Annotated in this window: 9 protein-coding genes and 1 pseudogene; 5 read left to right on the top strand and 5 right to left on the bottom strand. The window is 57.4% G+C overall.

The genetic code is table 11. From position 1 onward, the window contains the following. Positions 1 to 2: 2 nt before the first annotated feature. Positions 3 to 1253 carry an ABC transporter substrate-binding protein gene (locus ACQZ5Y_RS16330; protein WP_013637578.1) on the bottom strand — a complete coding sequence of 417 codons (1251 nt, stop codon included), beginning with the start codon at positions 1251 to 1253 and terminating at the stop codon, positions 3 to 5. Positions 1254 to 1388: 135 nt separating this feature from the next. Between ACQZ5Y_RS16330 and ACQZ5Y_RS16325 the strand changes: the two genes are divergently transcribed. Continuing rightward, positions 1389 to 2327 (top strand): AraC family transcriptional regulator, encoded by a 939-nt coding sequence (locus ACQZ5Y_RS16325; protein ID WP_013637579.1) that lies wholly within the window; start codon positions 1389 to 1391, stop codon positions 2325 to 2327. Between the two features lie 361 nt (positions 2328 to 2688). Beyond that, complete coding sequence (locus tag ACQZ5Y_RS16320; RefSeq protein ID WP_065660667.1) at positions 2689 to 3948, top strand: RhtX/FptX family siderophore transporter; 1260 nt, start codon at positions 2689 to 2691, stop codon at positions 3946 to 3948. Between the two features lie 54 nt (positions 3949 to 4002). Here the strand turns inward: ACQZ5Y_RS16320 and rhrA are convergent, their stop codons facing one another. Then, a complete protein-coding gene (gene rhrA, locus ACQZ5Y_RS16315) occupies positions 4003 to 4962 on the bottom strand; it encodes a rhizobactin biosynthesis transcriptional regulator RhrA (protein ID WP_174051506.1) in 960 nt (319 codons plus the stop codon). Positions 4963 to 5123: 161 nt separating this feature from the next. Between rhrA and ACQZ5Y_RS16310 the strand changes: the two genes are divergently transcribed. From ACQZ5Y_RS16310 to htpG, 3 genes and pseudogenes are all read left to right on the top strand, one after another. Further along, a complete protein-coding gene (locus ACQZ5Y_RS16310) occupies positions 5124 to 7376 on the top strand; it encodes a TonB-dependent receptor (protein ID WP_174051508.1) in 2253 nt (750 codons plus the stop codon). Between the two features lie 444 nt (positions 7377 to 7820). Continuing rightward, positions 7821 to 7977 (top strand): annotated as a pseudogene (locus tag ACQZ5Y_RS16305) (DUF4172 domain-containing protein); the annotation flags it as partial. Positions 7978 to 8214: 237 nt separating this feature from the next. After that, the gene (gene htpG, locus ACQZ5Y_RS16300) at positions 8215 to 10107 is read left to right on the top strand and encodes a molecular chaperone HtpG (RefSeq protein WP_174051510.1); all 1893 of its coding nucleotides are present in this window, start codon (positions 8215 to 8217) and stop codon (positions 10105 to 10107) included. 297 nt (positions 10108 to 10404) lie between these two features. Here the strand turns inward: htpG and ACQZ5Y_RS16295 are convergent, their stop codons facing one another. The 3 genes from ACQZ5Y_RS16295 to ACQZ5Y_RS16285 form a co-directional block, all read right to left on the bottom strand. Continuing rightward, on the bottom strand, positions 10405 to 11124 hold the full coding sequence (locus ACQZ5Y_RS16295) for a class I SAM-dependent methyltransferase (RefSeq protein WP_003516926.1): 720 nt from the start codon (positions 11122 to 11124) through the stop codon (positions 10405 to 10407). Positions 11125 to 11153: 29 nt separating this feature from the next. After that, positions 11154 to 11798, bottom strand: a complete 645-nt coding sequence (locus tag ACQZ5Y_RS16290; protein WP_236763172.1) for a YbhB/YbcL family Raf kinase inhibitor-like protein — start codon at positions 11796 to 11798, stop codon at positions 11154 to 11156. Between the two features lie 154 nt (positions 11799 to 11952). After that, on the bottom strand, positions 11953 to 12843 hold the full coding sequence (locus ACQZ5Y_RS16285; RefSeq protein WP_174051514.1) for a helix-turn-helix domain-containing protein: 891 nt from the start codon (positions 12841 to 12843) through the stop codon (positions 11953 to 11955). Positions 12844 to 13200 lie beyond the last annotated feature (357 nt).

The raw sequence follows: 13200 nt of genomic DNA, 5'->3' as shown, positions 1-13200 counted from the left end.
CGTCAGAGTTTGGCTGCGAAGGCTTCTAGGTCGTTCAGCGTCGCCTTGATGTCAGTGCGGCTACCGGTGATCAGCTCTTCCAGCATGATGCCCCACTGGTTGCCCAATTCCTGCCAGCGCGGATCCTGCCAGAAGGTGACTGTGGTCTTTTGACCGGTCGCCGCCATGGCGTCGGCAAGGTTCTGGCCAAAGGTCTTGGCGTATTCCGGGCTCTGATAGGTGCTTGTGCGCGTCAACTCGCCCGGCTGGCCGGCGGCGAGGCGGCGGGCTTCCTGTTCCTTGGATGTTGCCCAGGCAACAAAGAGACCGGCACAGGCCTTTTCCTCATCTGTCTTGTTGGCCTTGGACGCGATTGCAAAACCATGGGCGTAACCGGCCCCCGGCAGCGGCGACGGCGGAACGGAGAACGCAACCTTGTCTGCAACCTGGCTCTGTGCCTTGTCGACGGACATGCCGCCAAGGGGTGCGGATTCGATGATGATCGCCACCTTGCCGGAGCGGAAGGCGCCGGTGGACTCGTCCCAAGAGCCGGTCTGCGTGCCCGGCGCCGAATATTTGAAGAGTTCGAGATAGGTTTCGGTCGCCTTTACCGCGGCATCCGAATTGAAGGCCGGCTTGCCGTCCTTGAACCACTCGCCACCGTTTGCTTTGAAGAACGGCATCCAGCGCCAGACGTTGGCGCCTGAACCGCGCTGTCCGCGAAGCGCAGTGCCGTAGACGCCGTTGGCCGGATCATGCAGCTTCTGCACGGCTGCGAAATATTCGTCCCAGGTCTTCGGCGGCGCGATGCCTGCCTTTTCCAGGAGGTCGGTGCGATAGACCATCAGGTCGCCGCCGCCCTGCACCGGTGCAAACCACTCTTTGCCGTCATAGGTCGCAGCTGCGCGCATACCGGCGTCAAAATCTTTGTAGTCGTATTCGGATGGATAAAAGCCATCAAGCGGGACGATCCAGCCAGACGAGGCAAAAAGCGCCAGATTGGCTTCATCAACATAATACACGTTGAAGCTTCCGACCGTCGAGGCGTCGGCCTGCGACTTCGCGCGGCGATCGTTCTCGTTGAGATAACTGATCTCGAAGCCTGCGCCGGAGAGCTCTTCGAACTCATCGACATATTTTTCGAGAAGGGTCAGTCCGTCGCGCGGCTGCGCCAGGACACGCACGTCGCTGGTGCATTGTGCGGCGGCAAAAGCGCTGGATGCTGCAAATATGGCGATAACCGCGCAACCGGCGCGGAGAGCGTTGAGTGTCATGATGTCCTCCCTGAATGGCAACTCCCTTGCCATCGACCAGCCCACATTTACGCAAGCGACGGGCGCGTACTAGTTTGCCTCCGTCACAGAACTGGTATTATATTGACATTTGTGCGCTGTAACATGAGCAATTGAATGCCTATTGCATCAGACTTTCCTCAAACAGTCTCTGAGACTTTCACCGCCACGCGCGAGCAGATCGTCTTACCCGGAGGCGCTTCCTATCTGATCCGGAGGGACGACTATCCCAATCCGATCTGCATCTGGAACTATCATCCCGAATGGGAGATTCACTTCATCCCTGACGCTTCAGGATTTGCTTATGTGGGGGACTATATCGGCCCGTTTCGGCCTGGGCATCTGGTGCTCACCGGGACAAATCTGCCGCACAACTGGATCACACCCGGTGCACCGGCTTTGCCAGGCCGAGACATGGTCCTGCAATTCGACGCGGATGCCCTGATCGGTATTCGCGCAGTATGCCCTGAATTTGAAGTGCTCCACCGGCTGAAGCCTCTGGCCCAACGGGGGATCGAGGTTCTGGGCGCCGACGCGCTCTTGATTGGAGCGAAGATTCTCGAGCTTCACGCGGTGGGACACCGTGGTGGGCTCGGGCTGTTTTTAGAGATACTGGAGGCAATCGAAGCGGCCACCGAAAAGAGGTTGCTCGCCAGCGAACACTTCATAGCGGTCTATAACCAGGTGTCGGACCGCAGGCACCGCCGGATCGACCAGGCAATCCAGATCCTGCAATCGGATCCTGGTGCGCAGATGCATGAAGTGGCTGCGATGGTTGGTTTCGAGCCGTCCGCCTTCTCGCGTGCCTTTCGGCGTCTAACCGGCATGAACTTTTCTGACTACAGCCGATCCGTCCGCGTCTGGCGAGCAAGAACCCTTCTCGCGGAGACCGAAATATCGATCACCGATATCTGTTTCGAGGCGGGCTTCAACAACCTTTCGAACTTCAATCGCTATTTCAGGATGGAGATGGGACTCACGCCCCGGGCCTACCGAAAGGCCGCGCGCATAAGAGCCAAGTCTGTCATTGGAGGAGTGCCGGTTAAGTCCATTTAAGGGGTGGTCGCGCCGAGATATTATCGATCCCTCAGGCTGCAATCGGTTTTTATCGTATCACCGCCGCTTCGATATGTCGGCCTCTTCGCTCACAACAAAACTGGCATCTCCATTTCCCTGAACCAGTCTTGCGAGGGGGGTGGCAGCCGGCCGTTGCATTTGTTGCTTCAGCTCTGTCGCATCGAGCGGCTGTTCGCAATTGTCCTATTCGGGTTCGCCCATATCCAAGCATTTGCTTGCCGGTGAGATAAAGACGATTAAAAAATACTCCTGTTTACGCTCCGGGACAGACCGGCGTTTGAAGCGCTGAAAACCTTACCTGGGTCTGTGGTGTTCCGGGCTCATGAATTCGGTTCTTGCAATGGCCCAAATCGACGACGCGATTCCTGGCGACACCGTTTCGACTTCGACGTTCGAGCGGCGGTTGATGTATGTGCTGGGCGGTCTTTACCTCGCTCAGGGGATACCAACGTATTTTCTTTTGGTGGCCCTGCCGCCGATCATGCGTGAGAGTGGGGCGTCGCGCACGTCTATCGGGCTGTTTTCGTTGCTGATGCTGCCGCTCATCCTGAAATTTGCGGTCGCACCGTTGGTGGATCGATGGTCTCCGTTACCCAAGCTTGGCCATCGCCGCGGCTGGGTTGTGCCGACCCAGCTTCTCGTCAGCGCCGGTATCGCTTCCATGACGCTGGTGGATCCGAGCGATGCCACGGTCCTTTTTGCAATCTGCATATCGATCACGCTTGTCTCCTCAATCCAGGATATTGCAACCGACGGCTACGCCGTAAGATGCCTGACCGACAAGACGCGCTCGCTGGGGAATGCCGTGCAGGCGGGTGCCGTAGCGCTGGGCGTAATCGTTGGCGGGACGGCGGCACTGGTGGTGTTTCATGTCGCTGGATGGCGCACGATGATACTGCTGGTAGCCGCGCTGTCGTTGCTGCCCCTTCTTGCAGCCCTGGCGATGCAGCCGGAAGCGCCCACGGTTGGCAAAGAAAAAAAGCGCGCAAGCCTTGCTGGTTTCTTCCGCCGTCCGAGTGCCTGGCTGATCCTCGGATTTGCGCTGACATACCGGGCGAGCGAAGGTCTCGTGCGCGGGATGGAAGGCACCTATCTGGTTGACAGCAAGGTCCCGGCTGACTGGATCGGTTACCTCTCTGGCGGAGCGGCGGCAACTGCGGGCCTGATCGGCGTGGGTATCGCTGCCTCCATTATCCGCAAGGTTGGCCTGACGACAACGCTTATCCTGCTGGGTGGCCTCAGAAGCTTGTGCTTCCTCGCCTTCACGCTGAATGCGTCCGGCGTCTGGCCCGGCATGTGGGTGGCGATGTCGGCCTCGGCATTCCAGACGCTGATCCGCTACATGGAGCTGGTCGCCATCTATTCATTCTTCATGAAGAACTCTTCGGACGATCAGCCAGGAACGGATTTTACCATTCTCACCTGTGCCGAACTGGTCGTCTACATGGTTGGTGCATCCGCAGCCGGCCTGGTTGCCGACCGGATGGGTTATTCGGCGCTGTTTTCGACGGCAACAGTTCTTTCGCTTGTCGGAATGGGACTTTCCGTCTGGTTCCTTGGAAGGATCGGACGCGGTTCAGGCGCGTCGTTACGGCGATGATGACAAGCGGCCGGAGTGACGCTTTGCAGCGGTGTCACGAGACGGCTTAATTCCTCACATGTTTTTTGCCTCGTCAGGCGCCGTCATGCGGCGCAGGTCTGTCGGGCGTATTCCGTAGCGACTGCGGAAGGTGCGATTGAAATATGACAGGTCGTTGAAACCGACGCTGTAGACGATCTGGCTGATCGGAGTTGCGGTGTTCTCGGCAAGAATCAGGCTCTTGGCGAGCACCAGCCGCCGCTCCAGCACGTAGCGCGAAAAGGTCGTGCCTGTCCGACTGAAAAGTTTCTGGATCGCGCGCGGTGTGATGCCTTCGGTGCGTGCCACATCAGCGATCGAAAACGCACCGTCGGCAAGATTTTCCTCAACCATCGCCTTGATCGCTTCAATGCGGTTTTGCGGAACTGCCGAAGGCGCAACCTCGTTCCCATATCGGGCGAGAACGGGAAGCAGGGAGTAGAAGTGCGCCACCATCATGGTGGCATGCTCTTTGTCCTGATGGTCCTGTTGAAGAAGATATCCTGCATAGTGGGTCAACAACTGCAATGGCAGGCATTCTGCTGAAAAGGGCCGCAACAAGATCCGGTCGATCGACTTTCGTGCAAGGGTGAGGGCGGCATGGGGAAGATGGGCGCAGTCGAGGCGCCCGCCTTCCGGCAAAATAATTTCCGATGCCATATCCGTGGGAAGGATGATGACATCACGGGGTTCCAGTTCGAAAGTGTGCTTGCGATGATGGACAATCAAGGTTCCGTCAGTTGCACGCAACATCGCGATATCAGGCCTGCCGATCCCATGAGCTGTCAGCCGCAAGGGTGTTTTGGGCAGGTAAACGGTTGCGAGAGAAAGGTTTTCGTGTTTCCAGACAAGGCCGGTGACCCCCGCCAGATCACCGTCTTCAACGGTGATTGTTGCTTCTCCCAACATGTCCAGGAGGATTGTGCGGCAGACCAGTCTGCTTTCTGGATCAGGTAGCGAGAGGGTTCCAAGTTTCAGGGGGCGGACAACTTCCATGAAAAATCAAACCTGTCTTTGCTGTTGATGTTCGCATCTATCCAAATCGGGTTCGTTCCCATCCAAGCCCGGCGGTTTCATAGCGCATAAAACATGATCAAAACAGTCTTGTATTTTCCGAGGGACGACTTGGAAGATATTTTTTGCGCATTGGGGGCGACATGATCGGAAAGTGGAATGTCGGCGTTAGTCTTGTGGCTATCGTCGTCGCAATCGGGGGCGGCAACGACGCCGTTCAGGCGCAGGATACGTCTCAGAACGCGCAGTCAGACAACGGTTCTACGGTGCTGGAGCCGATCGTTGTAAGTGGCAACCGTATACCCCAGCAAATCTCGCGGACGGCGCGAACGATTTATGTCGTTGATGCACAGGCCATCGAGGCCGAAGCCCGTTCAGGCAAGTCGCTTCAGCAGATTCTTGCTGAGAGAGTTCCAAGTTTCGACCCCGCCAGCGAAGGTGCGCGCACAGCCTATGGCCAGAACTTGCGGGGACGCACGGCCCTCATTCTCATCGATGGTGTTTCGATGAACTCGGCGCGCTCCCTGAGCCGCCAATTCGATTCAATCGATCCGTTCAATGTCGAGCGTGTCGAGGTTCTGTCTGGCGCGACGGCAATCTACGGCGGCAATGCAACAGGTGGTGTCATCAACATCATCACGAAGAAGGGGAAAGATGCGCCGGACGGTTTGCGCGGTGAAGTGACGGCGGGCCTTGGCAGTGGCTTTGGCCGTACCCGTGACCTTGACCGCAACGGTGCAGGTGCCGTGACCTATAACAGCGAAAACTGGGATGCGCGTTTCTCCATCGCGGGCAACCAGACGGGAGCCTTTTACGATGGCTCCGGCACGATGCTCACCCCCGATATTACCCAGACTTCCACAGCATTCAACAAGCGCATCGATTTCATGGGAACTGTCGGTTTGCAGATCGATGACGACAGGCGCCTTGAGGTGTCCGGCCAGTTTTATGACAGCGCCCAGGATTCGCCGTTCGGGCTTTATCTTGGCGCAGGCCTTGCCGGGATCCGCAATTCCAACCTGGTTGAAACGCGGGACGGATACCGATCGGATTTCGACCCCCGCACGCGCCGTTCCATGGTAAACGCGACTTACACCGACAATGATTTCCTGGGGCAGGAACTGCTTCTGCAGGGCAGTTTCCGGCGGGAAGAAATCCGGTTCCACCCGTTTCCCGGTAGTGCGATTTTCTCCCCCTTCGTCTATTTCGGCGGCAGCTCGCAGGATACCGATTACTATAGCCTGAAGGCAGCGATGATCTCGGAGCCGCTGGACGGGCTTAAGGTGACATATGGCATCGACGCCGACCGGGATTCGCTGAGTTCCAAACAGAACGTGTTCGATTTCCTGACAGTCGCGACGACCGGTGCGATGGACTTCAGGACACGCGGCATTACCGGGCTTTATCCCGACATCGATGTCTCGACCCTGGCCGGTTTCATCCAGGGATCTTATGAGGCGACGGACCGGCTGACGGTCAACGGTGGTGTGCGTTATCAATATGTCACCACCGACGTATCGAGCTTCGCCGGCGCGGCACAGCAGGTCGCCGTTCTCAACCGGGTCGGCTCCTCTGTGGATCCCATTCCCGGCGGGGAAGTCAGCTACGATGCGGCTCTGTTTAACGCCGGCGCGACCTATGAGCTGACCGATACGCAGCAAATCTATGCCAATTTCGGCCAGGGTTTCGAGCTTCCTGACCCGGCAAAATATTACGGGATCGGGAGCTATAGGCTTGTCGGAGGCCGTTACGTCCTCCTGGATAGCGTCAATGTTGCCGACTCCGCACTCGAGGCGATCAAGACCAACTCTTTTGAAGTCGGTTATCGTTTCAATGACGATAGCTTCAGCTTCCAGACCGCGGCATATTACTCGCTCTCCAACCGATCCATCGAGTTGAACCGCACGACCCTGGCTGTTGATGTCGTTGATCGTGAGCGACGTGTCTATGGTCTAGAGGCCAGCGCCAGCGCGACACTGGATTACGGGTTTGATGTTGGCGCATCCGGTCACTGGGTGAAGTCGGAAATCAAGTCTGACGGTAACTGGGAGAAGGAAAGCATCGGTACCGCCAGTGTTTCCAAGCTCGGCAGTTATATTGGCTGGACGAAAGATAACTTCAACATCAAGCTGGCCGGGCAGCATGCCTTCAATCTCAGCGACGACGACAGCCGGAAGATTGATGGTTACACCCTGTTCGATCTAACCGGTGCCTATCGCTTCGAAGCGCAGGACACAACGCTTCGCTTCGGCGTGATGAACCTGTTCGACAAGGATTACACAACCATATGGGGCGCGCGCGCCAACGCGCTTTATGGGGCTTTGGCCAATGAAGCCGTGTTCGACTACAAGGGACGCGGACGCACGTTCGCCGTTTCATTGACGAAAGTTTTCTGATGGATCATCAGGGCGGCATGTGGCGGGGATCTTTATTCCCGCCACGCGCCGCCAGGTCAGCGCAATGACCGGTCCGACCGGCTATGGTGCCTTCACTCTCCATGGCTGCGGAACTGAAGGGTTTATCTGGAGGGCGTGCGGGTTCTGGGCGCGGGCGCTGAAGAAGAAGCGGCAATTTCGATATTTCTAAGGCTCACAGTGGTGGAAAGATCGAGGTTGGTGACATGTCGGCGATGCGTCAGGCATCGAGTGTCTGGAAGCCGCCGTGTTTGAATGTCTGTCTTGCACATCTCCCGCGCTTCGATTTCTGACCCTGTCGGACAATGGCCGGGCAGGGCTTAAAGACGAATTTGCGGCCCAACGGCTCTGCGCGCAGCGATATCTAGCTTTACCGCATCTGCAATGTGGACCGATAGGATGGGGCAGACACCCGTTGTCAGGAACGGCGAGGTTATCGGTGCTGTTCGCCATTTCAACGAGGACACCAGCAAACAACTTTGTATCGAGTTGCTGGGCGATGAAGCGGTCAAGACCTCAGAAGTTGAGGGGGGAATTTATGGACCGCGTGAGTGTCCAGTCATCATTGCGCCGGAGTTTCGGTCGGTAACGGTTATATCTCTGCTGACTTACCGGTAAAAAGCTACCGAATGTCATCTTTTTCGCAGCACTATTTGCGCGGAGGTTGTTGGCGCAATCTCAAAGGCTCACGGAAACTGAAAATCGGAAACAATCTAGTCGAAAGACGATCCAGGAACGCTGGCGCAAGCGGTAGATAGCGCTTGAAATATGACTCTGGAAAAACCATTTGACCGGCGATTTATGTGCAATGGAGGTATCAATGACGACCGTACAAGAGCGCCAGCCCGAGCAACACGTATTCGAAGCCGATGTCAGCCGACTTCTGCACATGATGGTGCATTCGGTCTACTCGGACAAAGATGTATTCCTCCGCGAATTGATCTCGAACGCGGCGGATGCTTGCGAAAAGCTGCGGTATGAGTCGATTTCCAAGCCGCAACTCTCGGCCGATGGGATCCAGCCGGGAATTCTCGTGACGCTCAATGAAGAGGCGCAGACACTCGTTGTCGAAGACAGCGGCATTGGCATGGACCGCGACGAGATGATCGACGCGCTCGGTACGATCGCGCGCTCGGGGACAAAAGCATTCATGGATCGGCTTGAGGCGGCCAAAGCTGGAGAGAAAGCGCAACTGATCGGCCAGTTCGGCGTCGGCTTCTATTCATCGTTCATGGTCGCTCACCGGGTCGAAGTAATCTCGCGCCGCGCCGGCAAGGACGAGGCCTGGAAATGGTCATCCGACGGCAAAGGAAGCTATGACATTGTTGCGGTCGATCCGGGACAAGCACCGACACGCGGTACTCGCGTCGTGTTACATCTCTTGGAAGATGCAAAGAAATATACGAGCAAATGGACGGTGGAGGAGATCATTCGAAACCAGTCCGGCCACGTCCCCGTACCTATCCGTCTGGTCGAGAAGGAGGGTGCCGAGCCCTCACAGGTATCTGATGGTGCAGCGCTCTGGATCAAGCAGAAGAACGAAATATCCAAGCAGGATTATGTCGATTTCTATCGGAGCGTTTCAGGCCAGTACGACGAGCCGCTGAGTAACGTCCATTTCCGCGCTGAGGGCCGACACGAATATACGACTCTTGCCTTCATACCCGGTTCTCAGCCATTCGATGTGTTTGATCCGGACCGACATGGTCGGATGAAGCTCTATGTGAAGCGCGTCTTCATAACCGATGATGCCGAACTGCTACCGCGCTATCTGCGCTTCGTCCGTGGCATCGTTGATACTTCGGATCTGCCGCTCAACATCTCCCGTGAGATGATCCAGGAAAGTCCGGTCCTCGCGGCCATCAAAAAGGGCGTGACGAGCCGGATCCTTTCCGCGCTGGAGAAGATGGCCGAGCACGACGGCGAGACCTTTGCCAAGTTCTGGGATATGTTCGGGGCTATTCTCAAGGAAGGCATCTACGAGGACTTCGAACGGCGCTCACAGTTGCTGAAGCTGGCACGCTTCCGCAGCACCGCATCGGGCGAGGCGACACGCAGCCTGGCTGACTACCTGGCCACGATGAAGGAAGGACAATCGGCGATCTACTATATTAGCGGCTCCACTCTGGACCAGCTGAAATCGTCGCCGCACCTTGAGGGTTTCCGGGCCAAAGGGATCGAAGTCCTCCTGCTTACAGATGGCGTCGATAACTTTTGGCCGACCAATGTGCCAGATTTTGAAGGCAAGCCATTTAAATCTGTCACCCAAGGTCTTGCCGATCTGAACACTGTTGCCGGGGAGGGGGACGCTGATGAGGCTGGCCGGCAAGCTTCTCCCGAGGTCGGAGCCTTCATCGATTTCGCGCGAAGCGCCCTCGGTGAGGAGGTTGCTGACGTGCGTATTTCTGATCGGTTGACCGAAAGTGCGGTCTGCCTTGTCGCGTCGGATTATGGCCCCGACCGCCAACTCGAAAAACTCCTGAAAGGCGCCGGGCGGTTGCAAACAACGTCGAAGCCGATCCTGGAGATCAATGGGCAGAGCGAACTTGTGAAAAACATTGCTTCAATGGACGATCAGGCGTTTCGCGAGGATGCTGCGTGGCTTTTGCTTGACGAAGCCCGCATCCTTGACGGGGACAAACCAGCCAACCCGCGCGCGTTCGCCGATCGGCAGGCCAGGTTATTTGCCCTTGCGATGAGATCCGGTAATTGACAAGCCTCGGCGAGGCGGCCTTTGGCTGCCTTGCCAACACCCGGCCGAAGAGGACGATTGGTGGTTGCCGATGGTGCGCAGGTTATCAATGAGTGTGACTGCGTTTTCTCAGATGATGCATCATGACAGCGCCAATTGCGCCCGGCACAGCCCCTTCAGTGCCGCTTTACCCTCTGGAAGATGCAACTGCACTGCAGAACCCACCATAAGTCATCATTGGAACTGTAAACTGCCAAGGGCCCGTTATAGAACCCCTGCAGATCTCATAAACCGCTGATGCCAGGTCTTGCTGCTATCTCAAAAGCTCGTAGTGGCTTGCGGCTCGCCCTGACGCCGACCACTGAGCACCGCGAAACGCCATGCTTTGAAGCTGCAGTCCACCTCGGAAAATCCCGTATCGTGCATCCATTGCAACTGGTTCTCGATAGGGGAGCAACGATCGTGGGACATCCGCTCGAGCGCTTTGGTGATTTCCTCTTCGGGTACGCCCAGCCTCCTGACCTGTTGCAGCCAGATACGGGCGTAACGGGCCTCTACCTCGCAATCATGGCCGAGGACCTGCTCGGCGTTGACGAACAGGCCACCCTCCGACAAGGCGCTCCGAATTTCACCGAAGAGATGCTTTTTCGCGGCGTCTTCCAGATGATGGATCGCCAGCGCTGAGATGATGAGATCCCACGGACCGCCGAGTTCGGTATCTGACATGTCGGCCACGGCATAGGTAATGGCCGGATTGCCATCGAAGCGTTGCCGGGCCTGCTCGAGCATCTTTTCGGAGGCATCGACGAGGTGGATCTGGGCATCGGGGTGGCGGGCCAGCAGCATTGCCGTGAAAAGGCCAGTGCCAGCGCCAAGATCGAGTACACGCAGTTTCTCGGCGTCCCGCCAGTCGTCGATCAAGTCGAGTGCTGTCCCGTAAAACGTATCGAAACAGGGAATAAGGCCGCGCCGAAGGGCGTCGTAGCCGGATGCATCCCGATTGAAGACGGGTAAGGACGAAACATTTATCGGTGCCATGGTGTGTCTGAACCTTTCGGGATTGTGATCTACTTCGCCGTGGCGGCGGGGATCAGGCTCGGGTTCAATGAATATCTCGCTGTCGCCTTGCCGCTTGCAAGGATGTGGCCAGCCATGGCTTTTTCCACGTCTTCGCCAGTGAACGGCCCGGAAAGGCCCAGTGTCGCAACGTCGAGCGCGACCACTTCAAGGATGTAGTGATGAACGCGCTGATCGTTTATGGGCGGGCAGGGGCCGTCGTAACCACCATAGGTGCCTGCCATGCCATCAGTTTTGGCCAGAAAACTCGTATAGACATTGGCGCCGCGCAGTCCGTGTGGTGTCAATCCGACCGGCTTGCCGCCCAGCACGAGACCCTCGCTTTCCGTACCTTCGCCGATGGATATGATGCCGGCGGGAATATCGGCCAAAACCCAGTGGAAAACGTTGATCCGCGGCGCGTCGTCTGGAATCGTGGTGCCAGGTTTATTGATGAGGCTAAAATCGAATGGTACGTCCGGATCGGTCATCAGTAACACATAAGATCTGGTACCCTCTGGGCCTGCCGACCATGAGACCCCCGGGCTCACGTCCTTCTCCCCTTTTCCGGGCGGGCAGAAGGCGGCGGAATCTGAGAACCGGCCAGAACCGTCAAGCCCTTCGATCTTTACGGACAGCGTGGAGTCCGCGGCCATGGGCGCTGTCGCAGAAAATGCGGCGGCCACAATGGCGGCGCATATGCTTCTTTTATTCCTGTTCATCTCGTCTCGCCTGTTTGATTTCAGTCGAGCATAGGGAACGATGCCAGTGCGGGTGGGCCCGATCTGATCAGCAATGAGCCTGAAGCGGTCAGGCTAATGGTTTTTTACGTGTCCTGCGAACGGTCGAAGGAGCCTGTCCGAAGGCATCCTGGAAGTGCCGCGAGAAGTGTGAACGCGAGGCGTAGCCGGTAGCGGCTATTGCGTCGGCGACATCGGCATCCCGATCCGAGAGTATGAGGTAAGCGGCATGCATTCTTTCGGTGAGCAGCAGCGCGCGTAGTGAGTGGTTTTCGTCCCGTAGTCGCCGCCGCAGGGTGGCCTCTGACATCGACAGGGACGCAGCGACCGCGGCGGTTGACCACGCGTGATCGAGCCGGTGGCGGATCAGGAGGCGCACGGCGTCTGTGACTGAGCGGTCGACATATTTGGGCATCAATGGCAGCGCACCCTGTTCGGCCAGGATAAGCAGAACCTCGAGAACACGGTGATCTACGACGCGCCGGGAAAGGTCGAGCGCACCCGCCAGCGCCTCGCCACTATGGATGATTGCCGAGCAGAGCGTCGGACTGATCGTGATGGGCGAGCCGAGGGGTATGTCGCGCTTGGTGAGTTGCGGCCAAAGGCGTGCCGCCTCAATGACCAGGGTGCGAGAGAAGCGGACGAAGAGGGCGCGATAGACGCCAGTGTCGGCATCTGGTTCATTGACAACATCAACCTCCGCACCGGCCGGCAGCACGAAGGCGTCGCCGGCGTGGTAAATATTGCGTTCCGCGCCCCACAGCACTTCTTTGCGGCCTTCGATGACAATGACGAGGCCGGCGGCGGGCATGCTGAGCTCGGAAATGGTTTCCCGGTGACGGGCGACGAAGGCCGAGATGAACGGTGGATCTTCGTTTTCGAGCATCAAGCGCGTGTCGCGCTCGGCCAGCGGGCGAAGGGCATCGACGAGACGCCGCCGTGTTTTGTCGCTGTCACGCATTGAACAAGCTATCTCGAAATTGGATCAGGCGTCATTGCTATGTTGAAATCAAGTCGCTGTCGATACGCCGCCGAAGGGCGCTGAAAACAGAAAGGTAATGTCTGCCATTGGCGATCTTTTGGAGGGCTACAACGTCTGAGATGGTCGGATATTGCAAGCCGGCAAAGCGCCGTTATCTTGGTAGTAGAGGTTGTCATCGCGCGCCTGAACGCAGAGTGCGGCACGCCTGAACGGTTGGAATGTACCCAGCTACACACAATGTGGCGGCAAGGTTGAAATGTCGCGAATCGTGCAAAGTTAAAATGTCATCTGTCGCTCTGCCAGCCAGTTAGAAATGCGACACTGGCTCAAACAATC

It is taken from the genome of Agrobacterium sp. A3-95 (assembly GCF_053521785.1).
This window is presented reverse-complemented; position numbering and strand designations above follow the sequence as displayed.

Coding starts and splice junctions, on each gene's coding strand:
- ACQZ5Y_RS16320 (WP_065660667.1), top strand. CDS start 2,689: ATGGCCCAAATCGACGACGCGATTCCTGGCGACACCGTTTCGACTTCG.
- ACQZ5Y_RS16330 (WP_013637578.1), bottom strand. CDS start 1,253: ATGACACTCAACGCTCTCCGCGCCGGTTGCGCGGTTATCGCCATATTT.
- rhrA (WP_174051506.1), bottom strand. CDS start 4,962: ATGGAAGTTGTCCGCCCCCTGAAACTTGGAACCCTCTCGCTACCTGAT.
- ACQZ5Y_RS16285 (WP_174051514.1), bottom strand. CDS start 12,843: ATGCGTGACAGCGACAAAACACGGCGGCGTCTCGTCGATGCCCTTCGC.
- ACQZ5Y_RS16325 (WP_013637579.1), top strand. CDS start 1,389: ATGCCTATTGCATCAGACTTTCCTCAAACAGTCTCTGAGACTTTCACC.
- ACQZ5Y_RS16310 (WP_174051508.1), top strand. CDS start 5,124: ATGATCGGAAAGTGGAATGTCGGCGTTAGTCTTGTGGCTATCGTCGTC.
- ACQZ5Y_RS16290 (WP_236763172.1), bottom strand. CDS start 11,798: ATGGCCGCGGACTCCACGCTGTCCGTAAAGATCGAAGGGCTTGACGGT.
- htpG (WP_174051510.1), top strand. CDS start 8,215: ATGACGACCGTACAAGAGCGCCAGCCCGAGCAACACGTATTCGAAGCC.
- ACQZ5Y_RS16295 (WP_003516926.1), bottom strand. CDS start 11,124: ATGGCACCGATAAATGTTTCGTCCTTACCCGTCTTCAATCGGGATGCA.